The sequence below is a fragment of the Pseudomonas sp. KUIN-1 genome (assembly GCF_009176725.1).
Classification (GTDB): domain Bacteria; phylum Pseudomonadota; class Gammaproteobacteria; order Pseudomonadales; family Pseudomonadaceae; genus Aquipseudomonas; species Aquipseudomonas fragariae.
In genome coordinates this window covers 1,350,864-1,375,577 of the sequence record NZ_AP020337.1, presented here as the reverse complement: position 1 = coordinate 1,375,577, position 24,714 = coordinate 1,350,864, and the positions used below count along the sequence as shown (strand labels likewise).

Here is a 24,714-nt window from a genome sequence, read left to right as displayed (position 1 = left end):
CAAAAGGGTTACACAATCGCCGTCGTCGGGCGGCAAATGGAAAGGGAGATGCACCGTGCAGGCACCAACGGTCAACCGCAATACCGGAAACGTCATTGCGCCAGAAGCGACAGCAAGAGCCGACAACCCTTCAAATATCCGGCAGCAAACCGAACAGCCGACCCAGCGCTCCTCACATTCGCTGGGCAGTATGGGAAAACGGCTGCTGAAAAGCGTCGGTAAGGTGTTCCAGAAATCCAGGGCACCCCGGCAGTCGGCAGCCAGACCGCCCAGTACGCAACCCCCCTCAAGCTCACCACCGCGCTCCAGTCGCGAGGCGGGCAGAAACACCAGTCGTGACACTCGTCTGCCAGATAACCCGCCGCCGCGCAACGATCCTCCCCCCAAGTCAATTCTGCGCACCCGTGCGAACACCTCAGGAACGACGAAGCATGAAATAGAACAAGGATCGACGCGGGCAGACACTGCCCCCCGCAACAATCGCCGTGTCACGTTCAATCTTCCGCAGGATCAGCTCACACGCAGCGCCTCAGAGCAGCTAGCCGCAGAGCCCATGACTGACGAAGAGGCGGTCGCCAGCGCGATGCGTGAACGCCGTAACCCCGGCGGCCGTCTGCAAGGCCCCGATGGCACACGCCAGTCAATGCAGCCTGTAGACCCGAACACGGCTAGCAGTTCCGGTACCCAAGCCGACGATCCTGATGGGCCGCTCGCACGCCGCAATACCGGGCTGGAAAGTAGCACCGGCGGGCGCTCCGAGCTCAGGAGCGAGCAACTGATACGCGATACGCGACCACAGGCCACTATCAGGCTGAGTGCCGATGGCAAGCCGGATTTCTCTTCATTCAAGACGCCCGGCATGGCCGCTTTGCTGAACGACATACTCGCCAAGCCCGGACAAACCTATCTGGCGCAGCAGAGTGAGCAAGGCGTGCAGGACCATCAACTGTTGCAAGCCAACGGGCATCTGCTGCATCTGGCGCAAGGTGACAGCTCGCTGGCGGTCATCCGCAGCAGCGAGCCAACACTGCCGGTGGCAGGCGGGAAACCTCCGCCGGTGAACATGCAGCGTGAAGAAAATCACATTCATCTCGACACCCTTGACGGGCGGCGCAGCCAGGAGTTGCCAGGCAAGGCCCATATCGCCCACCTCACCGACGTCCATCAGACCACCAACGGCGACCGCCTGCGCGTGCACGAAGACCGGCTGTACCAGTTCGAACCGCTCGCCGCACGCTGGAAGCCGGTGGATGAAATCGAGGACATCGCCTTCAACCGCCTGATAACCGGAGGCAACGGCTCGGTCTACGCCAAAAGTGACGATGTTGTCGTCGATCTCTCCAGCCCGTTCATGCCGCATGCCGATTTCAACGACCTGAAGTCATTTTCGGTCGCACCTGACGATACCGCGGCACTGCTCAGCGGCTCGGATGTGCAGACCGTCCTGCTCACCGACATGAGCCCGGTGATTGGTGGGCTGACCCCGAAAAAAACCAAAACCCTGGAACTCGACGGTGGTCAGGCACAGGCCGCCGAAGTCGCCCTGAGCAACGACAGGCTATTTATTGCCGACACGCAGGGCAGGCTTTACAGCACTGATCGCAGCGCCTTCGAAAGCAACGAGCCAACGTTGCGCCTGATGCCAGAACGGGCCGGCTACAGGCTGGACGATCAACCAATGGGCGGCCACAACAGCGTCAGCGGATTCATCAGCGGCGATGACGGTCGCGTGCACGCACTGATCAGGAATCGTCAGGGCGAGGTGCACTCCCATGCGCTCGACGAGCAGGGTGCGAAGCTGGAAAGTGGCTGGAATCTGACCAATGCGCTGGTCCTGGACAACACACGCGGCCTGACGGTTATGCCAGCACCCGTCGGTGCCGATCGCCTGCACCTCGACCGTGCCGGACTGGTCGGTCTGAACGCCGGTCGCATCCAGCGTTGGGACGCGACGCCGCAGTGCTGGAAAGACGCAGGCATCAAGGATGTCGATCGCTTGCAGCGCGGAGCCGACAGCAACGCCTACGTGTTGAAAGGTGGCAAGCTGCTCAGGCTCGACGTGGCCCCTAAACACCCCAATGTCGCCTTCGACCACAATACGGCACTGGCCCAGATAGCGCGCTCGACCAAGGTGGCGATGGGCAAGGAAATCGCAGGGCTGGAGAATCGGGTCGTGACCGCCTTTGCCATGGTCAGCGACAAGCGCTTTGTCGCGCTCGATGATCAGAACAGACTGACGGCCCATAGCAAGGACCACAAACCCATTGATCTGGATACCTCCGCAATTGACGGAGACATCAAAGATCTGGCCCTGGACGAAAAGCATAATCTTTACACGCTGAGCAGCACCGGCAAGCTGTATTGCATGCCCAGAGAGGCATGGCAGGCAACCCGATTCGGAGGCCAGTTGGCCGCCAAATGGACGCCGCTGGCAGCGCCCGACGGGCAACCGGTCAAAGCGCTGTACAGCAATGATGACAATCGCTTGAGCGTCCAGGTCGAGGACGCCGCCGGTCAAGGCCTGATGCAACTCAAAGAGGGGCAGTGGCAAGCGTTCGAACAGCGTCCCGTAGAAAAAAACGGCTTGAACGACGTTTACAACCGCATCACGCGCGCGCACAAGACCTGGCGAATTCCAGGCACCGGGTTGACAGCAAATCTGGACATCAATGCATTCGGGCGCAGCGGCATGGAGAAAAGCAATCGCCCCACCGCCAGCGAGGCCATTCGCGCCAACGTTTACAAGCACACGCTGGAACCGCCTCGCTGGATGAAGAACGTCGGCAACAACATCCAGCATCGCTATCATGGTCGCGAGGGCCTGAAGGAGCTCTACAAAAAAGAGCTGATCGCGTTCAAACAACTTGAACTGGTTCATGAAGCCGCTGGCGCACCGCCGACCCCGGGCAACGATCTGAAAGCGCGAATTGCGCGCCTGCAGCTTGGCCCTGAAGGCGCTGAGCTGGCAAAAGAACTCGAAGTATTCCGCGACGAACTGGAAAAGCACGCCAGGACTGCGTTGGAAAACATTGGCAAGGATTACGGCAAGCTCAAGAACCTGAAACAGAACGACGGTGTGCTCAACCAGCACAGCGCATTGGCAAAACCGTCGAAACGCACCCAGCTCGGCAAAAAACTGGCCGAATTGGGATCAATACTTAACTTCAAAAGCTCCGGCCATGATTTCGTCAAAGAGCTGGATGACGCCCTGACCCGGATCGCCCCGTCCGCAGAAAACCCGACGGCCAGAACGCTCAAGCTGCTGAAAGACAACGGGGTGAAGCTTTCTCACACCAAGACCGATATCGGCCTGGGCCAACGCCGCGATGCCAACGAAGATCACGGGCTGAGCAAGGCCCGCCTGGCGCTGGATCTGGTCACCCTGAACGACCTCGGCGCGCTGATCGGCAAGGTTGAGCTACTGGCACGCAGCAGCGACCTGCCCAGGCTGCAAGCGGAATTGACCTCGTTACGCGATGTGACCTATGGCGAGAACCCGGTCAAGCAGGTCACCGATATGGGCTTTACCGATAACGCAGCACTGGAAGGCGCGTATGACGCAGTCAAGGCGTTCTCGAACGCACTCAAAAAATCCGACCACGCGGTCAGCGTCAATATGCGCGCGGCAACCGGCAGCCAGAATCAGTCCGAACTGGCCGACACGCTCAAGGCCATGCTCAAAAACCTGGAGCACGGCGACGATGAAATCGGCGTGCAACGCAGTTACGGGCTGAACCTGACCAGCCCGTGGGTCGTCCTTGCCGACAAGTCGACAGGCCCGTGGCCGAACGCCGGCGCTACCGGCAATCGCAACTACCTCTTCAGTGCCGAACGTTGCGAAGGCGGCGTGACCCTGTACCTGACGAGAGAAGCGGCCGGCAATGTCAACGGCGGCGTGGGCGGCGGCAAGGATTACTGGCCGGGGTTCTTCGACGAAAACCACCCTGCCCGCAGCGTCGATATCGGTAACAACCGCAAGATGACGCCGAACTTCCGTCTTGGCGCAGACGTGACCGCAACCGCTGCCGCCAGCCAGCGTGCCGGGGTGATCTTCAATGTGGCGGACGACGAAATCGACGGGTTCGTCGATGACCTGTTCGAAGGCAAGCTCAACCCCTTGCAGCTGTTGAACAAAGTCAAGGACCACGAAACCTATGAAGCGCGCCGCTTCAATTTCGATATCACCACAGGCTTCAGCGCTGATATGCGCGTCGGCTTCGGCCTGTCGGAGGCCGACAGCGCGCCGCTTTCTGCGGTTGCGCGTCTGGGCGTGGCGGCGAATGTCACGGTCAATCTGCTGAGCTACACCGATTACTCACTGACCCAGAAGAACGACAAGACAGAACTGCGCGACGGCGGCAAGAACCGGCCGCGCTTTTTCAACAGCCTGATCTTCGGCGGGCAGGCACGAGGGCAGATCAGTGGCACGCATAGCAACTCCACAGCGACCCCGACCTCCGCCGCCGGACCGACACCGGCGACTCAATCGGCGGCCAATAACCTGGGGGTCGCAGCGAACGTGACCATTGATGACAAAACCGTCAAACGGGTCAAGTTCCGCTTTAACGTAGCGACCCCGATGACCACCGAGAGCCTGGACAAACTGTCGAAAAGTCTCGGTGCAGCCTTCAAGGACAAAGCCACGACAGCCCGCCTTGCAGAGCTGCAGAATCCGCTGAACGCTCTTTACGTCGACATGAACCCTGAGCAGGCCATTCAGGCACGACTTGACGGGCTCAAAGCGCTGTTTGCCGAGAGACCGTCGCAGAACGACACGCAATACAAGGCGCTTCGAGACCTGAAACGGGCAGGCGTGCAACACGAAGCGTCGATCAACAATCACAGTGTGCTGGACAATGCCCGCTTCGAAACCAGCAAGACCAGCCTGTCCGGCCTGAGCAAGGAAAGTATCCTCACCAGAATCATGGGTTCGTTACGTGACGCCAGTGCGCCAGGCAATGCGGCCAGAGTCGCCGAGTATATGCGTCAGGACCCGACGCTCAGCGCCATGGTCAAGCAGCTTGAAAACAGCCAGGGCACCCTCGCCCGGATACGCCTTGAACCGAAAGACTCGCTGATCGACGAGATCGACGAAGGCAGCCGCAGGGGTACGCTGACGCAGACCGAACTCTCCGGCCTTCTGGAAAATCGCAACAACATGAGGATCAAAAGGCTGGTGGTGTTCCATACCCCACGGCAGACCGAGAACTTCACGTCACCCACGCCACTGATCAGCTACAATAGCGGCGCGTCGTTGAGCGTGAACAAGCCCCTCGGGCGGATCAATTTCATCTATGGCGAAGATCAGGACAAACCCATCGGCTACACGTTCGACGGGGAACTGTCGCGGCCCTCGGCGTCGCTGAAAGAGGCGGCAGGCGAGTTGAAACTGTCGGGCTTCGAAGTCAAAAGCTGATAGTTGAAACACCGTAAAAAGCGCCGCATGGAAGCGGCGCGTTGGCGGGCAACCCCGTCTGTTCAGGCGTGCAGAAATGCGCGGGCTTCGCGAGCCTGAGCAATAAAGCCACGCGTCACGTCGCAAAAGGCTGGCTCATCGAGCGATACCAGCTCACGTTGCGCACACAGGCGCACATCGCCCTGATCGACGGCAAACCAGCAACCGTGCAAGCGGGCGACATCGAAGTTCAGGCTCAACAACTGCTGCAAATCGGCAGAACGTTCCGGGCAGCGCCCGACACGGCAATGAAAGATGACCATCTCACTGTGCTCGGGCAACTCGATGACGGCGGCTTCGTTGTCCTGGCTGTCATACAGGGCGCATACCCCGTTCTGCCAGGTAAGCGAAGTGCCAAGCTGGGCACCCAGCGCAGTGATGAAACGGGAGAACTCGTGTTGCGAGGTATTCATTGTCATAGTCCTTTAAGAAAGCCTGAGCTGACCAGGCAGTGAGTGGCTGCCTGGCGCTGTCGGTTCCAAAAGAAAGGCTCAGCCCTGGTTGCTTTCATCAGCGTCGGCGGCCCTCCTCCATCGCCGTCAGTTCGACAGCAGCGGCGTCATCAGCTGTTGGCGATGATGTTTCCGCTGGTTTGTGTGCATCGCGCAACGAGGACACCCCGCTTGCTACGCCGTCTTCCACGACACGCACCGTATCGACCACCACCTGGGTCGGTAATTGCAGCGCGCCCCGGGCCATGTGATAGGCGTTTTCCACGGCCCTGGGGACGCCACCCAGGGTATCCGGCTGGAACGTATGCGGCAGTGAAGCTCTGTCCGGATGGCGGATGTTGCTCAGGGCGGTTTCAGTGCGAGCTACCATTGGCGTTGCGCCGCCCATGCCCGCCTCTTTCAGGGCCTTGGCCTCGGCCGTGACCGACTGGTTGGCATACAGGGTCGACAGGTAAGACACCGAACCGGTTGCCGCCAGCGCCATGTTGCGCATGATATTCCCCGCGCTGAGCGTGCCGGATGCACCTTGGGGCTGGACGGCAACCGATGGTAGCGCGCCGTTCAGCGCTGCGCTCTGCACACCTGAAACAGCCTTGCTGTAGAACGCGGTGCGTACCGCCGGTTCGCGAAGGTCCAGGCCTTTGGCCAGGTCCTTGCCCAGGTCGGCATTGGCGCGGTCCGGGGTGAAGACCGGGATCTTGCGCCCGCGCGGATCGACATAGGTCGAGTTCAGCTGTGCAATGGTCTGGGTGGTGGCTGATATGGCCCCGGCGATCCCGGAGGTCACCGCTCTGGCCGACAGGGTCTGGCCATTGAGCAGATTGAAATCATTGAGCATCTGGCGTACCGCCTGCCCGCCACCAAAGGCGCCGTAGGGGATCATCTCACCCAGTGGATGGGTAGACGAAACCTGAACCTTTTTCTGATTCAAAACCGCTCGCTCGCTTGCGACGAAGGCTTTGTCCTCAGCGGCTTCCTCAGGCGTTTTTCTGACCAGTGCGCCGTTGTCGTTCTTCAACTCGAAAGGGTCGGGAATCACCGAGTCGGTATCAATACCCTTGAGCGGCACCATATTCAGCCGCTCGTTGAGGCCGGCTTTCTGAAACCCGGCCTGCACCATCGGCTTCAAGAGGTTGGTAACGCCCTCGTGAGCCACCCCGGCAGTCAGTCCTACGGCCAGGGCCCTCTTCATGCTGGCGTCGGCGCTTTTTTCGGGAACGGCATCTTTCATCGCGTCACTGGTGGCCGTGCGGATATACCCCAGGTGGAGCATGGACACCATAAACTGCGGCACCGCTGCCGCGACGATCGGACCGATCCCCTTCCAGCCGCCGACCGAGCTGCGATCAACGTTCAGCTTGTCGATCAGAGCATCCATTTGCGTGTGAGCGGCAACGGCACTCAACCGCTTGGCTTCAGGCGATTTGCAGAAGTCGACGTGCAGGTCGCTCAGCATCGCCCTGGCCGTTTCCAGCGCCTGCCTGTCCATCAGCAAAACCGGTCTGCTGTCCTCAGTGGCGCCCTCCAACTGGCTGTCCAGCGCGGCGATGCGCTCGTCCAGCACCGCGAGACTGTGGTTCAGCCCCGCTTCGATGGATTTACTCGCCCGACCGGCGTATTCGCCAAGCGCCGCTTGACTGACCGCCAGTGTGTTGCGGTCGCGCAGCCCTCCGGGGCCGAATGCCTCAGCCGTCGCGTCATGCATGAGCTGGAAGTGCTCCAGCTGGTCTGCGAGCGACCGGGCAAAGCCCTTGATCAGTTGTTCGGTCTCGGCCTTGCCTGGCAGATGCCCTGGCTCAGCGAATCGTCCGAGCATTTGCTGTAAATCGGAGCCGTGAAACTGCTGCAACGCATAACGCTCAGGCGACAAACGGGCGGCCATGACCTCGAAGGGCAGTTTTTCAGACTGCAACAGACTGCCGATCAGCAGGGCCGCGTTAGCGCTGATAGTCGGCGTGGAAGTGCCTTGTACGGTGGGCTGTTCGGCACGAAACTTCTCCAATGTCGGCAGATGTCGCGGCGCGACTGGCAGGCGAGCGGCACCGGCCGCCGAGCTTTCCGGCGCTTGCGCGGCCGACTGGCTGGCGGTCAGCGGCGGGTTGCTGCTCGGGCTTACCGCGTGTGGATGAGCCTGGGCGACAGCGGCAGACGGCTGCGGCTGGTTCGCCTGAACGATTTCGGTACTGCCTGATCCGCCGACTCGTGTGCCAATCATTGGAACCTCCCGGAACTCGCAGGAGTGTCACGCGTGGTTGCCTGAGAAGCAGGCATATTGACCGGGGCGCCCGCAGCACCCACCGGCCCCATGAAACCGTGCTCGCGCCACTCTCTGGCCAGGTCGGCAAAGGACTTCATCAGCAACAGCACGCCCTCGGCTGTCGCTCGTTCAAGGCCTATCGATCCCATCAGCAGCACTCGGCCGGTCTGGGCATTCCAGGAGAAAGCCGGGCTGTGGGCCCCCGAAAACATATGAAAGTTGATGTCCATCAACGCCAGCAAGGCGCTGTCACGATTGCGCGCGGGCAGCGCGCCCATATCCCCGTAGATGAGAATCGCACGCCCCTCGTCGCGGTCCTGATAGTGAAGGGTGAAGTCGACGTCGCTGATTTTGAAATTGGCTGACTCGTAAAAACGTTCAGGTTCGGAGATCAGACTGAGCGCGCAAATCTCACTGATAAGCGTGTGATATGCATCATTTCTGTTCATTTCACGGCCTCTGAGTGCGATGTGGGTCCACACCATTTTTTTGCTGGCGTGTACGCACTGAGTCGGAGGGCAAGGGGTTTTGGTTCCTTGGGGCGAGGTGACTCTCCAGAGCGGTGCATCGGGATCATCGTCCGTCAACGCACACAAACGGGAACCCATCCCCCCGTGTTGCCACTCACTTCCGGCAACGCCAAGGCAGAGTCCTCATCGACCTATAGAACCCGACAAGGACGCGGCGAGCAACGCCGGTAAATCCGGAAGACGACGCTGGTTCATATGTCCATCCCATCGAGGTAAAGCACCATGAGCATCGGTATCAACTCATCCACCTCCTACCAACCCGCTTCAACCCAGCTGGACTTCTCGGCGCTGAGCGGCAAGAGTCCGCAGACCAATACGTTCAGCGATGAGAGCACTGCACAGGCCGTCGACCCGAGTGCCCTGCTGTTCGACACTGCCAGACAGAAAGACGTCAGCTTCGGACAGCCCGACAATACGGTTCAAAACCCCACCGACAGCAGCGCTGCAACTGACCCTCAATCCAACGTCGTCAAGCTGCTCAGTGCACTCGTCACATCGCTGCTGCAAATGCTCATGAACCTCAATAAAAAACAGGACACGGGTCAGGACTCCAACGAGTGGCAAGACCCGTTTCAAAACGAGGGAGGACTCGGTACGCCATCGGCCGAAGGCAGTGACGGTGGTACTCAGGAGGCTTCAGGCGGTGACGAGGGCGGCGGCACAAAGGCGGCGACGGGTGGTGACGGTGGTGGCGGTACATCCCCGACCACTGAAGGTGACGGTGGTGGCGGTACATCCCCGACCACTGAAGGTGACGGTGGTGGCGGTACATCCCCGACCACTGAAGGTGACGGCGGCGGTAGTTATGTGTCGACTGGCGCAGACGGCAGCGGCGCACCTTCGACCGACAACGGAAGCGACGGCGGTGATGGTGTAACGCCTCAAGTCACCCCGCAACTGGCCAATCCCGGCCGCAGCTCGGGCAACACCACGGTTTCGGATACAACGGAATCCCTTGAGCAATCCGGTGACGTCAATGTCGTGAAAGACACCATCAAAGTCGGTGCTGGCCAGGTGTATGACGGCCACGGTGCAACCTTTACCGCCGACAAGTCGATGGGCACCGGCGATCAGGACGAACATCAGAAGCCCCTGTTCGAACTGGCCGAAGGCGCTGTGCTGAAAAACGTGAACCTGGGCGAGAACGAAGCCGACGGCATCCACGTGAATGCCAAAAACTCGGAGCAAGTCACCATTGATAACGTGCACGCCCAGAACGTCGGTGAAGACATGATCACGGTCAAGGGCGAAGGCGGCGCAAAGGTCACCAACCTGAACATCACTAACAGCAGCGCCAACGGTGCCGATGACAAGGTCATTCAGCTCAATGCCGATACCCACCTGAAAGTCGACGGTTTCAAGGCCACCGATTTCGGTACGCTGGTCCGCACCAATGGTGGCAAGCAGTTTGATGACATGAGTGTCGAGCTCAATGGCGTGGACGCGACCCATGGCAAGTTCGCACTCGTCAAAAGCGACAGTGACGATCTGAAACTGGCCACTGGCGACATCGCCATGACCGACGTCAAGCACGCCTATGACAAGACCAAGGCGTCTACCCAGCACACCGAGCTCTGATACGACGCATACATGAGAAACAAGCAAAGGGGCGCACTCCGTGGAAGGCGCCCCTTTGCTTTACCGGCTATGGGTCGAAACGCTTATGAGCGCCCTGGCTGGAACGGCACCGCGCTCGGTGAACCCGCTGCAATGCCACCCTCTTCGATGTCCGGCTCACGAGCATTGCGACGACGTAATGTGTCAAGCAAGGATGCCCCCGTCGCAGCAATCGCCTCACCACTCGCGTCAATGCCCGCCTTGGCCAGCTTGACAGTCTGGTCAGCTACATAGCTGGTCGAACTCGACGCCGCCGATTTGACCGTATCCTGCAAGAACGACTCAGCTTTTTTCACCGCGGGATCGGTTGCGACCGCTGCGGTGGTCCAGGCCGCAAAAACGCCTGCCGAGGCGGCCATATTGGTCAGTTGGCTGACCGCCGCCTTGGTGGCCGGATCAGTGATATTTTTGGTCGCCATCTCCTGCAATTTGCCCACGCCGGCAAAGCCGCCTGCCAGGGCCAGCCCGTTTTGCGCCAGACCGGTGGCCGACACCAGGCTTCTCACCGCTTTCAGGCCGTCGGTGGCGACGTCCAGCGGCAGGCCAGCCACCCGCTTGCCTGCGTTCAGCGCCGCGCCGGAGTAGCTGGCTGACTTGATCGCTTTGTAAGCCACGAGCCAGTCGGTTTCTTCACTCAAGTCTGCCTTGGGTTCCTGGTCCTTGATGCCGAGCACGAACGCACCGCCGCGCAAGTGATCACGCGCCTGCACACTGTGCATACGATTGCCGAACCCCGCGTTGGCCGCCAGGCCACCTGCCGCCGACACGCTGATGTCGACCGCACCCTGCACGGCGGGTCTGGATGCCAGTGCTGGCGCCAGCACGGTACGCACCGCATTTCGCGCGCTGTAAGCCTGGATGGCAATACCCAGATCCACCGCCTGACGCATGACACCCGGCGAATGACGCTTCACGGAAGCCGCCATCGCATCATGCAGTTTCTCAGGCGGGGTACTCAGGTAGTGCAGGTTGCCCGTGGCGCGATTCATGACCGTAGTGCCGACCTGATCCATGATCCCGGACAGCGCCCCGGACACAAATGGCGTCAGGGGTTTGAGCGGCATCGGCAGCCAGTCGCCCTTGTTGATGGCAGGCTGCATGTATTGCAGCACCGACGCAGCGGCAAACGGCGTGGCGCGCAGCGTGATCGAAGCGGTGGTTGCCATCCTGTCGAACTTCTCCGCCTTGGCGAAGGTGTCGGCAATGGTGGCAGGCGTTTCGCCCTCGTCCAGCAAGCGTCTGGCGCGAGCATCGATGATGTTGTCGAGTTGCTCGTTGTGCGCATGAACGGCATCCTGATCGACGGCCGACTCACTCAACGGCAGTTTGTGCGCAGCGAATACATGATCTTTCAGGTAATCGGTAATGGCTTGCAGATTAGCGTGTTCGGCAGGGCTGAGCTCGCGTACGGAACTGGAGGCCAATGATTGCGATGCGGAATAAAAGCGCTCCAGCTCGATGCTGGGCTGCGAGCTGCAGGTTCGGTTGATGTGCATTGAAACTCCCTCTCTATTGCTTAAGTTGCGTAGCAACGCGCCGAGACGAGTCTGGCCGGACGACTTGCTTGCGAACAGGCAAGGCAATGAGGCGTCGGTCCGAGAGTGATAGCAATTGCAAACGTCCGGGGGCCCGTCAGCGAAGAGGACCGACAAGGCTGTGTGGTCGCAACAGTGCCGGGGGTTCCAGCTGTTGGTAGGGGTCGCCATGGTCAAGACAGGCGTGACTGTTTCGCCACCATGGAGAATTAAGCGAGCTTTAAGCCTCGGTCAGTAAGTTTGCGGCGTGGTGTGTTGATTGACCGCGCCAAACCCCTTCCAACCCAGCAAAGGAGTGCCGCAATGTCTGGTCCTTTTGAAAAAAAATGGCGGTGCATCAGCAGAACGGTCACCTACGTTGGCTGGTCATTGTTCTGGCTTCTGCTCTGGGACGTGGCCGTGACCATGGACTTCATGTTGATCCAGGGTGCGGGGATAGATCTCCCGCTGATGCCGCTTACGCTGTTGTGCTCGGCGCTTATCGTACTGATCAGCTTTCGCAATTCCAGCGCCTACAACCGCTGGTGGGAAGCGCGCACGCTATGGGGCGCGATGGTCAACAGCTCGCGCAGCTATGGCCGCCAGGTACTGACCTTGATTGAAGGCAGCGCCAATGAACGTGGCAACCCGGTGAAAGAAGTATTGTTCAATCGTCACGTGGCTTACCTGCGGGCACTGCGCGCTCATCTGAAAGGCGATGTCAGCACAGCAAAACTCGAAGGGCTGTTATCGCATTCCGAGATTCAACGCGCGCGTGAGAGCAATAACTTTCCCAATGACATTCTCAACGGCTCGGCAGCCATGATCTCCGAAGAGTTTGCCGGAGGGCGAATCGACAGCATCCGCCTGGCGCGACTGGAGTCGACCATGGTCGAACTGTCCAACTGCCAGGGCGGCATGGAGCGCATCGCCAATACGCCGCTGCCCTACCCGTACGTCTATTTTCCCAGACTGTTCAGTACCCTGTTCTGCATCATCATGCCGCTGAGCATGGTGACCACCCTGGGCTGGTTCACCCCGGCAATCTCGACGGTCGTCGGCTGCATGCTGCTGGCAATGGACCGCATCGGTACTGACCTGCAAGCCCCGTTCGGCGCCAGCCAGCACCGGATTCGCATGGAAGACCTGTGCAACACCATCGAAAAGAATCTGCGCTCGATGTTTGATGCACCGGCCAGGCAAAGTCTGGTAATTGACTCGCAAGACCAGCAGGGCAGCGCCTGGCAACCGCATCGACTGGTCGTTTAGAGCGTTTGACTGGCGTGCCGATGTCCCAGCGTTGGCACGTCATGCGAGACGCTCGGCATCACATTGCAGGACCATAGACAGTGTGGTTCAGAACACAAATCCCTGCCCCAGTTCGCTTTCCATCCATTCAAGAAATCGCCTGACTCTGGGGAAGCTGGAGTGCGCCTTGGGGAATACCAGATGGTGCGCTGCAACCGGTGCAGTCAGGGCGTGGGGAGCGACTTCGATCAGTTCCCCCGTGGCCAGGTACTTTTGCGCCAGCAGCGTACTTTCCAGCGCAAAACCCAATCCATGACTGGCCGCTTCGAGTGTCATGTATGAACGGTCAAAACTCAGCGCGTAGGGTTTTTCCGGGCGAGCCAAGCCATGCCGGGCAAACCATTCAGGCCACTTCAACAAGGTGGCCTCGGAGAGAATCAGTTCGCGGTCGAGCAAGCCTGCGGCGCTCTCTATCGGGCGGCGCGCCAATAATTGCGGGGACGCCAGCACAGCAAACTTCTCATCACGCAAGGTGCGCACTTCATAGCTCGGCCAGTTCGGCCTGCCATGGCGGATATCGACGTCGATCTTGTCCCTGCTGAAATGCAGCGACTCGTAGGAACACGACAGGTTGATCTGAATGTCCGGGTGGCTTACCCGAAAGGCTTCCAGCCTCGGCATCAGCCACAGCAGCCCGAAACTGGGCGCAGAATGCAGACGCAGGCAATCGAGGCTGACATCGCTGGTGGCACGCTCGGTGGCGACAGTGAGGCTGTGCAGCACTCCAGAGACATCTTTCAGATACTGCTCGCCCACCGGTGTGAGGGTCACACCACGGGCGGCCCGAACGAACAACTGGCGGCCAATCAAGGCCTCCAGCCGGGCCAGTTGGTGGCTGACGGCCGACGGCGTCAGGTCCAGCACTTCGGCGGCCCTGGCCAGATTGCCGAAGCGCGCCGTCTGCTCGAAGGCCTGAAGTGCTTTCAGCGGTGGCAGGCTCAGAGGTGCATCGTCATCAGGCCGCATGAATGCTCCGCTGTGTCCGATTATTTGAATTTCGTTCATTCAACCACTCACCGGCCGAATTGACGAGAGGTGAATTTTTTTCAGCATCCAGTGATTTTTGCGGCATTGCTCAGGACCGGCACCGGGAACACTCTGAAGTCATCGATCACCCGAATCGAACCCATAACAATAATCAGAGGTACCTCTCATGCTACTTCAAGGCAAAATTGCTGTGATCACTGGCGCCGCGTCGGCGCGCGGTATCGGTCGCGCAACCGCGATCACTTTCGCCAGCCACGGCGCACGCGTGGTGATCATCGATCTCGACGAGTCCGCGGCACGCGATGCCGCCGCCGCACTGGGCGAAGGTCATCTGGGCCTGGCAGCCAACGTCGCCGACGAAAAACAGGTTCACGAGGCCGTCAGCAAAGTCATCGCGCACTACGGTCGCATTGACATCCTGGTGAATAACGCCGGTATCACTCAGCCCATCAAGACTCTGGACATCCGCCCTTCCGATTACGACAAGGTGCTCGACGTCAGCCTGCGCGGCACCTTGCTCATGTCGCAGGCAGTGATCCCGACCATGCGGGCCCAGTCCTCGGGCAGTATCGTGTGCATGTCTTCGGTTTCCGCCCAGCGCGGCGGCGGCATTTTCGGCGGGCCTCACTACAGCGCAGCGAAAGCCGGCGTACTGGGCCTTGGCAAGGCAATGGCCAGAGAATTCGGCCCCGATCAGGTACGTGTCAATTCCATTGCCCCCGGCCTGATCCATACCGACATCACGGGCGGTCTGATGCAGGACGAGCGACGTCACGCGATCATCGATGGCATCCCGCTGGGCCGTCTGGGCGCAGCGCAAGATGTGGCCAATGCCGCGCTGTTTCTGGCCAGCGACCTGTCGTCCTACCTCACCGGTATTACGCTGGATGTGAACGGCGGCATGCTGATCCACTGATCGCGAGTGGACGGGCTGGCAAACAGCCTGTGTTTGTTCTGGATCGACGATACGCCAGGCGGTTGCCTGGCGGTCTATAAAAACAAGAGATCAGACCATCATGATAACCACCATGACTCTCGACGCGGTTTCGACCACGCGCGCCAATGCCTACCGCAAGACCGCCTGGCGACTGATGCCGTTCCTGATGCTGTGCTACCTGTGCGCGTACCTGGACCGCGTCAATGTCGGCTTCGCCAAGCTGCAGATGATGAACGACCTGGCCTTCAGCGAAACCGTCTACGGGCTGGGGGCAGGCATGTTTTTCATCGGCTATTTCCTCTGTGAGGTGCCCAGCAACCTGATCCTGCACCGGGTCGGCGCAAGACGCTGGATCGCCCGTATCATGATCTCCTGGGGGATCATTTCCGCGCTCTTCGCCTTTGTCGAAACCGCCTGGCAGTTCTACGCCCTGCGCTTTCTGCTCGGAGTGGCGGAAGCCGGTCTGGCACCCGGTCTGCTGCTGTACCTGACGTACTGGTTCCCCTCTTATCGCCGCGCGCGCATGACCGTGCTGTGGTTCATCGCCATCCCGCTGTCCGGCATGATCGGCGGCCCGCTGTCCGGCTACATCATGACCCGCTTCGCAGGCGTTCATGGCTGGGCCGGCTGGCAATGGATGTTCGTCCTCGAAGCGATCCCGACGGTGATCGTCGGCTTGCTGGTACTGAGCTATCTGAAGGATGGCGTGCATCAGGCGACATGGCTGTCCGCTGAAGAGAAGGAACTGGTCAACAAGGAGCTGCAAGAGGACAACAGCCAGAAAGTGGTACACGCGTCGGTAGGCGCCTTCATTCGTGACAGGCGTCTGTGGTTGCTGGCGTGCATCTACTTCTGCGTGGTGATGGGCCAGTACGCGATCACCTTCTGGCTACCGACGCTGATTCGCAATGCAGGCGTTTCCGACCCGCTGCATATCGGCCTGATGACCAGCCTTCCCTACCTGTGCGCAATCGTCGTGATGCTGTTGATGGGGCGCAGCGGCGACAAGCATCGAGAACGCCGCTGGCACCTGGTCGGCCCGATGATCGCAGGCGCCCTCGGGCTCAGCCTGGCAGCGCTGTTCGGCGGCAATCTGCTGCTGTCGGTGCTCAGCCTGTGCCTCGCCGCAGCGGGCATTCTCTCGGCATCGTCGCTGTTCTGGATGTTGCCCACCACCCTGCTGGGCGGGGTATCGGCAGCCGCCGGGATCGCTGGAATCAACAGCTTCGCCAACCTCGCGGGCTTCTGTTCGCCCTATCTGATCGGCTGGATCACCACCACGACCGGCTCAAGCGCCATCGGCATGTACCTGATTACCGGCGTGCTGTTCATCGGCGCGTATCTGGTACTGCGCATCCCTGCCGCCTCGGTCAATCGTTGAGTCAACGGAGTAATCACCATGACAGCCACTACTTTATCTGCGCCTTCCACCTCGCTGGCGCAGCGTGCTCATAACATTCGCCGACACGCGTTACGCATGGGCCAGGTTCAGGGCCAGGGTTATGTCGGACAGGCGCTGGGCGCTGCGGACCTGCTCGCCGCGTCCTATTTTCACGCGCTGAACTACCGCCCTGAAGACCCTGAATGGGAACAGCGCGACCGTTTTTATCTGTCGATCGGCCACTACGCCATTGCGTTGTACGCGGCGTTGATCGAGGCCGAAATCATCCCGCTCGATGAGCTGGAAACCTACGGCTCCGACGACAGCCGACTGCCCATGTCTGGCATGGCCACCTACACCCCCGGCATGGAAATCACCGGCGGCTCACTGGGTCATGGGCTGGGCATTGCGGTGGGGGCCTGCCTGGGCTTGAAGCGCAAGAACTCCAGTGCCTTCGTCTACAACCTGCTGTCGGATGGCGAGCTGAACGAAGGCTCCACCTGGGAAGCGGCCATGTCCGCCTCGCACTGGAAGCTGGACAACCTGATTGCGATCATCGATGTGAATAATCAGCAGGCCGATGGCCACTCCAGTGAAGTACTGGCTTTCGAACCCATTGTCGATCGCTGGCAGGCGTTTGGCTGGTTTACCCAACGGGTCGATGGCAACGATCTGGAGGCGCTGGTCACAGCCTTCGACAACGCGCGCCAGCACGACGGTACGCAGCCCAGGGTGATCATCTGCGACACAAAAATGGGCAAGGGCGTGGCGTTTCTGGAAACCCGTGAAAAGACCCACTTCATCCGTGTGGATGAGCATGAATGGGACGTCGCACTGAATAACCTCGACGAGGGGAAAACCGTATGAGCTCTGCCAATTACACACCGACTCCGTCCAGCGCCACGAAGAAAAAACTGACCACCTCGGCGATGATCGCATCTATCGCGTCGGAGGGTCAGGCCACTCGCCCGGCTCCGTTCGGCCATGCATTGGCGGCGCTCGCTGAGCAACGTCAGGACATCGTCGGGCTGTCGGCTGACCTGTCGAAATACACAGACCTGCATATCTTCGCCAAGGCGCATCCCGAACGTTTCTATCAAATGGGCATGGCCGAACAGTTGCTGATGAGCGCAGCGGCCGGCATGGCCCGAGAAGGTTTTGTACCGTTTGCGACCACTTATGCGGTGTTCGCCTCCCGACGCGCGTATGACTTCATCTGTATGGCGATTGCCGAAGACAACCTCAACGTCAAGATCGTCTGCGGTCTGCCGGGCCTGACCACCGGTTACGGGCCCAGCCATCAGGCCACCGACGACCTGGCGATCTTTCGCGCCATGCCCAACCTGATGATCGTCGACCCCTGTGATGCACTGGAAATCGAACAGGCCGTACCGGCGATCGCAGCGCATCAGGGCCCGGTGTACATGCGCCTGCTGCGCGGTAATGTGCCGTTGGTGCTGGACGAGTACGGTTACACATTCGAGATCGGCAAAGCCAAAACACTGCGCACTGGCAACGACGTGCTGATCATTGCCACCGGCCTGATGACCATGCGCGCACTGGAAGCGGCCAAGCAGCTGCAGGCCGACGGTATCGACGTGGCAGTGCTGCACGTACCCACCATCAAACCGCTGGACGAACAGACCATACTCGCTGAAGCCAGAAAGCCGGGCCGGCTGGTGGTGACGGCCGAAAACCATTCGGTCATTGGCGGGTTGGGCGAGGCAGTGGCGACGGTGCTGCTGCGCAATGGCGTGACGCCCACGTTCAGGCAGATCGCCTTGCCGGACGCTTTTCTCGACGCTGGCGCGCTGCCTACACTGCATGACCGTTATGGCATTTCCACGCCCGCCGTCTGTACGCAAATCAAGGCGTGGCTTTAAGCACTGGCCGGCGCAGGGGCTGATCTCCCTGCGCCTCGGGAGCACGTATTGAACGCCAATGAATTACTGGACCCGGCCTATCGTTGGTTCATGGACGAGCCGTCGAGCAACTGGACGCTGCACACCCTTGCCGACATCAGGGCTCGCGTCAGCGCCACTTGGGCCACCGCCGCCACAGCGCGCGGCGAGCAACACTGGACCTCCTCCGATCCGGACAATGGCATCAGGCTATGTGTTTATCGCCCGGACCTTTCACACCCTCACACCGACCTCCCGGTCATTTTGTATATCCATGGCGGCGGCTTTGTACTGGGCAGCCCGGAGATGGCCGATGATGACCTCGCAAAGCTGACCGTCGAGCTCCAGGCAATCGTCATTGCCGTCGATTACCGGCTTGCCCCCGAGCATCCGTTCCCGATCCCGCTGGAGGACTGTTACGCAGCGCTGGAATGGATATTCTGCAACGGAGCGGCGCAGGGCATGAACACCAGCAATCTGGTGATCATGGGCCACAGCGCCGGCGGCGGGCTTGCTGCCGCGCTCGCCCTGCTGGCAAGAGACAGAGGTCTGCGGACCATCGCTGGCCTGGTGCTGATCTACCCGATGCTGGATCACCGCACAGGCACGCCCGACACTCCGCCAACCAACCCGACTACCGGCACTTTCAGCTGGTCGCGTCAGGCCAATCATTTTTGCTGGGAGTGCCTGCGCGGTGCCTACGCAGTAGACGATGATCGCAAGGCCCTGTTCTCCCCCGCACTGGCCACCGACCTGAGCGATCTACCCCCCACTTTCATCTGCGTTGGCGCACTCGATCTGTTTCTGGAAGAGGACCTGGCATTCGGGCTGACCCTGTCGCGCTCGGGGGTGCCGGTGGAATTGCATGTCTACCCGGGCGTGCCGCATATGTTCGATCAGCTGCCAGGCGAACAGACCGCGCAGGCAACGCAAGATATTGCCCGGGCCGTGTGCAGGATGATCGCCGCAGGGTTATGCGACTAGAATGACGCGCATGTTGCGGTAATGATCGCGAGTGCCATTTCAATGATGGGCTGAATGTGCTTGGTTGACAGGTTCGCGCTGGGTATGGGCTCACCTCTGTTCAGGAATGCACAGCTTACGACTGGAAAAGGATACGCCTCGATGCTAGCCACGAAACTTCACCTCCTGTGCGTCAAGATCGCATCCGGTAAATCGACACTGGCGGCTGAGCACTCAGCGATCTGCTGCGTAAAGACTCAGTGGCGGACGCCACCACACAACGATGCCTGCCATATGAACCTTCGGCCGATATGGCGCTCACTTTATAGGTCGCCTTGTCTCATCGCCGAAAGGAATTCGCATGCTTTCGACCTCACCATCGACCCCTCTTGCCAGCCCTGTCGAGCGTGAGCTCAGTCTACGCGCGGTACTTACCGGGGTTGTGCTCGGTATTCTGTTGACGCCTTCCAATGTGTACGCCGGGTTGAAGATCGGCTGGTCGTTCAACATGTCGATCATTGCGCTGTTGATCGGTTATGCGATCTGGCAAGGGCTGTCGAAGCGCTCTTCCGGGCAGCTGCCGTGGACGCTGCATGAGAGCAACATCAATCAGACTGTCGCCTCCGCCGCTGCGTCGATCATTTCCGGCGGGCTGGTCGCGCCGATTCCGGCTTATACCCTGCTGACGGGTCAGCAACTGGATGCCATCCCGATGATCGCCTGGGTTTTCTCGGTGAGCTTTCTGGGGATCTGGATTGCCTGGTATTTGCGCCCGTCACTGCTCAATGACGCATCGCTGAAATTCCCCGAAGGCATGGCCACTCTGGAAACCCTCCTGCACATCTACAATCACGGCCGTGAAGCTGCGACGCGCCTGAAGGTGCTGCTCAGTACCGCGTTGCTGTCAGCGCTGGCCAAGTGGGTCGACACGTTCATATGGGCGTTCCCGCGCTGGTCGCCGAGCGCTCAGTTGGAGCGCCTGACTTTTACCGCTGACCCTTCGCTGCTGCTGGTGGGGTTTGGGGCGATTATCGGTATTCGCGTCGGCCTGACCCTGCTGATCGGTGCCTTGCTGGCCTGGGGTGGCCTGGCGCCGTGGCTGCTGGAACAGGGGCTGGTGACGTTACCGGCCGACAGCAGCGGCCCGCAGTTCGCCGCGCTGGTGGAATGGTTGCTGTGGCCGGGCGTGAGCCTGATGGTTTGTTCGACGCTGGCCTCATTGGCCATCCGTCTGTGGACACTGCACGCCTCCACCAAGGCCAGCGGCGGGACGCCCTGGTCAATGCCCAAGCCCGGGCCGGCCGCCGGGTTTGCGCTGGCGATCCTGTTGGTGGTCAGCCTGCAGGCACTGTTGTTCGGTATCAATCTGTGGATGGCCTTGCTGACCATTCCTCTGGCGATCTGCCTGGCGGCCGTTGCGGCGCGCGTGGTCGGTGCCACGGGTATTCCGCCCATCGGCGCAATCGGGCAGTTATCGCAATTGAGCTTCGGCATCGTCGCGCCCGGTCAGTTGCCGATCAACCTGATGAGCGCCAACACAGCCGGCGGTTCAGCCGGGCAATGCACCGATTTGATGAACGATTTCAAGGTAGGCCGGGCGATCGGCGCCACGCCGCGCAAGCAATTGATTGCCCAGACACTGGGGATTTTCGTCGGCAGTATCGTCGGGGTTCTGGCTTATATGGCGCTGATCCCGGACCCGCAATCGATGCTGCTCACCGAGGAGTGGCCAGCCCCGGCGGTGGCGACCTGGAAAGCCGTGGCGCAGACCCTGACGCACGGTCTGGATTCGCTGTCGGCGAGCATCCGCTGGGCGATTTTCATCGGCGGTCTGGCCGGCTTGCTGCTGGGTATCCTCGACAGCACACTGCCCGCGCATCGCGCCCGGTACCTGCCCAGCGCCGCAGCACTGGGCCTGGCCTTCGTGCTTCCCGCCTCGGTGTCGTTGATGATGGCGCTCGGTGCAGTGCTCACCTGGCTGGTGAACTGTCGCTGGCCGTCACTGACCGAACGCTTTGCCATCACCGCAGCGGCTGGCCTGATTGCCGGCGAGAGCATTACCGGCGTCGGTGCGTCGTTGTGGCAGATGGTTGAGAACGGCGGGTAGGCATAGGCATGGCGCGACAGGCAAACTGCTATGATTCGCGCCTGTGCAAACGAGTTGAAGAACATGAATCGTCGCAAGAAAATCCAGCAGTTGCTCAAGGCCCATGCCAAAAAGGCCAGCGCCAAACTGGCCCCGCAAAGCAAAGACAAATACATCAGCAAGGCCGACCGCTTGAAGCTGGCGGCCGAAGCGGATCAGGACTCGACCCGCCCGTCTGAAGGCTGATCCTCCATGTCAGCGCCATCGTGAGACGCTCTGCGTCCTCTTGGCGACGCAGAGCGTCGAGAACTGCATCCCCACGCGGAGCGTGAGGAACGATCAGCCCGAATATCGTGCGACGCTCTGCGTCGTATGCCGTTCCGGACGCTCTGCGTCCTCTTGCGACGCAGAGCGTCTAGAACTGCATTCCCACGCTGGAGCGTGAGGAACGATCATCTCAACTATCGTGCGACGCTCTGCGTCGTATGCCGTTCCGGACGCTCTGCGTCCTCTTGCGACGCAGAGCGTCAAGAACTGCATCTACACTCTGAAGCGTGAGGAACGATCATCTCAATTATCGTACGACGCTCTGCGTCGTATGCCGTTCCGGACGCTCTGCGTCCTCTTGCGACGCAGAGCGTCGAGAACTGCATTCCCACGCGGAGCGTGAGGAACGATCATCGCAACTATCGTGCGACGCTCTGCGTCGTATGCCGTTCCGGACGCTCTGCGTCCTCTTGCGACGCAGAGCGTCGAGAACTGCATTCCCACGCTGGAGCGTGAGGAGCGATCAGCCCGAATATCGTGCGGCGCAAGCGCTTCAGGCACGGCGGTTACTTGGCAAAGGAATATTCGCCGCCCTGCTCCAAAGCCTTGCGGTACGCAGGTCTGCCCTGCAGTCTTTCAACCCATGCGGTCACATTCGGGTAGGACTGCAGCATTCCCTGGGCCTTGGCGAACTCGCCAATGAAGCTCATCTGAATGTCCGCGCCGCTCAGCTCGTCGCCAAGCAGATATGGCGTCAGCCCCAAAGCCTCATTCAGATAGCCCAGATAGTTGGCCAGCTCCGACTGGATACGCGGATGCAGCGGCGCGCCCGCGTCACCCAGGCGTCCGACGTACAGGTTGAGCATCAGCGGCAGAATCGCCGAACCTTCAGCAAAATGCAGCCATTGCACGTATTCGTCGTAAGTAGCGCTGGCAGGGTCCGGCTGCAGGCGACCGTCGCCATGGCGGCGAATCAGGTAGTCGACAATGGCACCGGACTCAATGACGACGTGCGGACCATCTTCGATGACAGGTGATTTGCCCAGCGGATGCACCGCCTTGAGCTCGGGTGGCGCAAGGTTGGTTTTCGGGTCGCGCTGATAACGTTTGATTTCGTAGGGCAGGTCGAGCTCTTCGAGCAGCCACAAAATACGCTGCGAACGTGAGTTGTTCAGGTGATGGACAGTGATCATGTCGGGCTCCGCCGGGTGAGAGTGTCTAAAAAAGACTGCGCTACCACCCCGGAGTGCCCTGAAATGATTTTACGTTCGATGAACGTACCCGACTCGCTCAGGCGCCTCTGTCACTCGAAGCACCCGCTGGTTCGCCACGAAGCTCGCGTTCCACTGCCGCTTTATCAATGACCGACCAGACCCCGACGATCTTGCCATCACCAAAGACTGAGTCTCAATGACGGAAAAAGAGACAAATCCAGTCATCAGGACAAGAAAAAGTTAATCGTTTCAGCAGCCCCATGCTCAAGGCTTTCGCCAAAAATGCAATCCTGAGTGGGGTTGTAGGGAACTAGCGCGACCGACATCGCCCTAAGCGTGACATCCATGTACTGGCGCAACGCTGGTTTCAAGCCAAGGACTTCAGATTCATGTCTTCTAGTAGCACCTCAGCAGCGGCGGGTCAGCAAGGCCGGCAACGCGCTGCATCGAATCGACTCATCTTTATCTCCGTGCTTGTGGCGACCATGGGCGCGCTGGCGTTCGGGTATGACACTGGCATCATCGCCGGCGCCCTGCCGTTCATGACCCTGCCCGCCGACCAGGGCGGCCTGGGTCTGGATGCGTACAGCGAAGGGATGGTTACCGCGTCACTGATTGTCGGCGCCGCGTTCGGCTCGCTTGCCAGCGGCTATATCTCCGACCGCTTCGGACGCCGCCTCACATTACGCCTGCTGTCAGTGCTGTTCATCGCCGGCGCACTGGGCACCGCCATTGCACCGTCCATTCCGTTCATGATCGCCGCGCGCTTCGTGCTGGGTATCGCGGTGGGCGGCGGCTCTGCAACAGTGCCGGTGTTCATCGCCGAGATCGCAGGCCCGTCACGGCGTGCGCGGCTGGTCAGCCGAAACGAACTGATGATCGTCAGCGGCCAGTTGCTCGCCTATGTGCTGAGTGCGGTCATGGCCGCCTTGCTGCATACACCGGGGATCTGGCGTTACATGCTGGCAGTCGCCATGGTGCCAGGGGTGTTGCTGCTGGTAGGTACGTTCTTCGTACCCGCGTCGCCACGCTGGCTGGCCTCCAAAGGCCGTTTCGACGAAGCGCAGGACGTGCTGGAGCAACTGCGCCCCAGCAAACAGGACGCACAGCGCGAAGTCGACGAGATGAAGGCGCAGGACGAAGAAGCTCGTCATCGTCCCAAAGCAAGAGAATTGCTGCGTCAGCGCTGGGTCATCAAGTTGCTGCTGATCGGTGTAGGTCTGGGCTTTACCGCGCAGTTCACCGGGGTGAACGCGTTCATGTACTACACGCCGATCATTCTCAAGAACACCGGGATGGGCACCAACGCTGCGTTGACGGCGACGATCGGCAACGGCGTGGTGTCAGTCATCGCGACCTTGCTGGGCATCTGGGCCATCGGCCGCTATGGGCGTCGGCATTTGCTGATGACCGGTCTGGTCATCGTCATTCTGATGCAGGCAGCACTCGGTTGCGTGTTGCAGTTCATGCCGCAGAACATGACCCAGAGCTATACCGCCCTGGCCTGCATTCTGGTGTTTCTGCTGTTCATGCAGATGTGCATCTCGCCGGTCTACTGGCTGCTGATGTCAGAACTTTTCCCGATGCAGGTGCGCGGTTTGCTGACCGGCACGGCCGTATCGATGCAGTGGTTGTTCAACGCATCGGTAGCGTTCACTTTCCCGATCGCAGTCGATACCATCGGCAACCCGACGTTCTTCATCTTCGCCGCCATCAACATTGGCTCGTTGATTTTCGTGTTCCTGTGCCTGCCGGAAACCAAGGGCAAGTCGCTGGAGCAGATCGAAAAGCATCTGAAGAAAGAGCTGTAACGGCGACCGGATGAGGCCATCAACGGCCTCATCT

Annotated in this window: 17 protein-coding genes and 2 pseudogenes; 12 read left to right on the top strand and 7 right to left on the bottom strand. The window is 60.3% G+C overall.

The window, feature by feature from the left end:
• Window positions 1-55: 55 nt before the first annotated feature.
• The gene (locus tag KUIN1_RS06590; protein WP_152091891.1) at window positions 56-5,416 is read left to right on the top strand and encodes an AvrE-family type 3 secretion system effector; all 5,361 of its coding nucleotides are present in this window, start codon (window positions 56-58) and stop codon (window positions 5,414-5,416) included.
• A gap of 62 nt (window positions 5,417-5,478) precedes the next feature.
• On the opposite strand, the gene KUIN1_RS06585 is transcribed toward KUIN1_RS06590, so the two are convergent.
• The 3 genes from KUIN1_RS06585 to KUIN1_RS06575 form a co-directional block, all read right to left on the bottom strand.
• Window positions 5,479-5,868 (bottom strand): type III secretion system chaperone, encoded by a 390-nt coding sequence (locus KUIN1_RS06585; RefSeq protein WP_011266875.1) that lies wholly within the window; start codon window positions 5,866-5,868, stop codon window positions 5,479-5,481.
• A gap of 97 nt (window positions 5,869-5,965) precedes the next feature.
• A complete protein-coding gene (locus KUIN1_RS06580) occupies window positions 5,966-8,122 on the bottom strand; it encodes an effector protein hopM1 (protein ID WP_011266874.1) in 2,157 nt (718 codons plus the stop codon).
• Window positions 8,119-8,613: a CesT family type III secretion system chaperone gene (locus KUIN1_RS06575; protein ID WP_011266873.1), complete on the bottom strand. Its 495-nt coding sequence runs from the start codon at window positions 8,611-8,613 to the stop codon at window positions 8,119-8,121. Before KUIN1_RS06575 ends, KUIN1_RS06580 begins: the two co-directional genes overlap by 4 nt.
• Window positions 8,614-8,916: 303 nt before the next feature.
• On the opposite strand from KUIN1_RS06575, the gene KUIN1_RS06570 reads away from it, so the two are divergent.
• Window positions 8,917-10,272, top strand: a complete 1,356-nt coding sequence (locus KUIN1_RS06570) for a pectate lyase (RefSeq protein ID WP_152091890.1) — start codon at window positions 8,917-8,919, stop codon at window positions 10,270-10,272.
• Window positions 10,273-10,355: 83 nt separating this feature from the next.
• Here KUIN1_RS06570 and KUIN1_RS06565 read toward each other — a convergent pair whose 3' ends face one another.
• The gene (locus KUIN1_RS06565; protein ID WP_152091889.1) at window positions 10,356-11,807 is read right to left on the bottom strand and encodes a type III effector; all 1,452 of its coding nucleotides are present in this window, start codon (window positions 11,805-11,807) and stop codon (window positions 10,356-10,358) included.
• 342 nt (window positions 11,808-12,149) lie between these two features.
• Here KUIN1_RS06565 and KUIN1_RS06560 point away from each other — a divergent pair, with 342 nt between their 5' ends.
• Window positions 12,150-13,094, top strand: a complete 945-nt coding sequence (locus KUIN1_RS06560; RefSeq protein ID WP_024651696.1) for a bestrophin family protein — start codon at window positions 12,150-12,152, stop codon at window positions 13,092-13,094.
• Between the two features lie 87 nt (window positions 13,095-13,181).
• Here the strand turns inward: KUIN1_RS06560 and KUIN1_RS06555 are convergent, their stop codons facing one another.
• Window positions 13,182-14,099, bottom strand: a complete 918-nt coding sequence (locus KUIN1_RS06555) for a LysR substrate-binding domain-containing protein (protein ID WP_024651695.1) — start codon at window positions 14,097-14,099, stop codon at window positions 13,182-13,184.
• A gap of 187 nt (window positions 14,100-14,286) precedes the next feature.
• Here KUIN1_RS06555 and KUIN1_RS06550 point away from each other — a divergent pair, with 187 nt between their 5' ends.
• The 8 genes and pseudogenes from KUIN1_RS06550 (at window position 14,287) to KUIN1_RS06515 (ending at window position 21,634) form a co-directional block, all read left to right on the top strand.
• Window positions 14,287-15,036, top strand: coding sequence for an SDR family NAD(P)-dependent oxidoreductase (locus KUIN1_RS06550; RefSeq protein ID WP_024651694.1), 750 nt, complete (start codon window positions 14,287-14,289; stop codon window positions 15,034-15,036).
• 100 nt (window positions 15,037-15,136) lie between these two features.
• A complete protein-coding gene (locus KUIN1_RS06545) occupies window positions 15,137-16,438 on the top strand; it encodes an MFS transporter (RefSeq protein WP_024651693.1) in 1,302 nt (433 codons plus the stop codon).
• A gap of 18 nt (window positions 16,439-16,456) precedes the next feature.
• On the top strand, window positions 16,457-17,305 hold the full coding sequence (locus tag KUIN1_RS06540; protein WP_024651692.1) for a transketolase: 849 nt from the start codon (window positions 16,457-16,459) through the stop codon (window positions 17,303-17,305).
• Window positions 17,302-18,321 (top strand): transketolase family protein, encoded by a 1,020-nt coding sequence (locus KUIN1_RS06535; RefSeq protein ID WP_103714971.1) that lies wholly within the window; start codon window positions 17,302-17,304, stop codon window positions 18,319-18,321. The genes KUIN1_RS06540 and KUIN1_RS06535 overlap by 4 nt, the downstream gene beginning before the upstream one ends.
• Before the next feature lie 48 nt (window positions 18,322-18,369).
• Window positions 18,370-19,323, top strand: coding sequence for an alpha/beta hydrolase (locus KUIN1_RS06530; RefSeq protein WP_024651690.1), 954 nt, complete (start codon window positions 18,370-18,372; stop codon window positions 19,321-19,323).
• A 141-nt stretch (window positions 19,324-19,464) separates the two neighbouring features.
• Window positions 19,465-19,566, top strand: a pseudogene (locus KUIN1_RS28535) (ATP-binding protein); the annotation flags it as partial.
• 97 nt (window positions 19,567-19,663) lie between these two features.
• Window positions 19,664-21,409: an OPT family oligopeptide transporter gene (locus KUIN1_RS06520; protein WP_116886526.1), complete on the top strand. Its 1,746-nt coding sequence runs from the start codon at window positions 19,664-19,666 to the stop codon at window positions 21,407-21,409.
• Between the two features lie 63 nt (window positions 21,410-21,472).
• On the top strand, window positions 21,473-21,634 hold the full coding sequence (locus KUIN1_RS06515) for a DUF2986 domain-containing protein (protein WP_011266868.1): 162 nt from the start codon (window positions 21,473-21,475) through the stop codon (window positions 21,632-21,634).
• Between the two features lie 587 nt (window positions 21,635-22,221).
• Here the strand turns inward: KUIN1_RS06515 and KUIN1_RS06500 are convergent.
• Window positions 22,222-22,848, bottom strand: coding sequence for a glutathione S-transferase family protein (locus tag KUIN1_RS06500; protein ID WP_004406575.1), 627 nt, complete (start codon window positions 22,846-22,848; stop codon window positions 22,222-22,224).
• Between the two features lie 97 nt (window positions 22,849-22,945).
• Window positions 22,946-23,053, bottom strand: a pseudogene (locus KUIN1_RS06495) (ester cyclase); the annotation flags it as partial.
• A 205-nt stretch (window positions 23,054-23,258) separates the two neighbouring features.
• Between KUIN1_RS06495 and KUIN1_RS06490 the strand changes: the two are divergent.
• Window positions 23,259-24,680, top strand: a complete 1,422-nt coding sequence (locus KUIN1_RS06490) for a sugar porter family MFS transporter (RefSeq protein WP_004418871.1) — start codon at window positions 23,259-23,261, stop codon at window positions 24,678-24,680.
• Window positions 24,681-24,714 lie beyond the last annotated feature (34 nt).

Coding starts and splice junctions, on each gene's coding strand:
- KUIN1_RS06585 (WP_011266875.1), bottom strand. CDS start 5,868: ATGAATACCTCGCAACACGAGTTCTCCCGTTTCATCACTGCGCTGGGT.
- KUIN1_RS06580 (WP_011266874.1), bottom strand. CDS start 8,122: ATGATTGGCACACGAGTCGGCGGATCAGGCAGTACCGAAATCGTTCAG.
- KUIN1_RS06575 (WP_011266873.1), bottom strand. CDS start 8,613: ATGAACAGAAATGATGCATATCACACGCTTATCAGTGAGATTTGCGCG.
- KUIN1_RS06570 (WP_152091890.1), top strand. CDS start 8,917: ATGAGCATCGGTATCAACTCATCCACCTCCTACCAACCCGCTTCAACC.
- KUIN1_RS06565 (WP_152091889.1), bottom strand. CDS start 11,807: ATGCACATCAACCGAACCTGCAGCTCGCAGCCCAGCATCGAGCTGGAG.
- KUIN1_RS06560 (WP_024651696.1), top strand. CDS start 12,150: ATGTCTGGTCCTTTTGAAAAAAAATGGCGGTGCATCAGCAGAACGGTC.
- KUIN1_RS06555 (WP_024651695.1), bottom strand. CDS start 14,099: ATGCGGCCTGATGACGATGCACCTCTGAGCCTGCCACCGCTGAAAGCA.
- KUIN1_RS06550 (WP_024651694.1), top strand. CDS start 14,287: ATGCTACTTCAAGGCAAAATTGCTGTGATCACTGGCGCCGCGTCGGCG.
- KUIN1_RS06545 (WP_024651693.1), top strand. CDS start 15,137: ATGATAACCACCATGACTCTCGACGCGGTTTCGACCACGCGCGCCAAT.
- KUIN1_RS06540 (WP_024651692.1), top strand. CDS start 16,457: ATGACAGCCACTACTTTATCTGCGCCTTCCACCTCGCTGGCGCAGCGT.
- KUIN1_RS06535 (WP_103714971.1), top strand. CDS start 17,302: ATGAGCTCTGCCAATTACACACCGACTCCGTCCAGCGCCACGAAGAAA.
- KUIN1_RS06520 (WP_116886526.1), top strand. CDS start 19,664: ATGCTTTCGACCTCACCATCGACCCCTCTTGCCAGCCCTGTCGAGCGT.
- KUIN1_RS06515 (WP_011266868.1), top strand. CDS start 21,473: ATGAATCGTCGCAAGAAAATCCAGCAGTTGCTCAAGGCCCATGCCAAA.
- KUIN1_RS06500 (WP_004406575.1), bottom strand. CDS start 22,848: ATGATCACTGTCCATCACCTGAACAACTCACGTTCGCAGCGTATTTTG.
- KUIN1_RS06490 (WP_004418871.1), top strand. CDS start 23,259: ATGTCTTCTAGTAGCACCTCAGCAGCGGCGGGTCAGCAAGGCCGGCAA.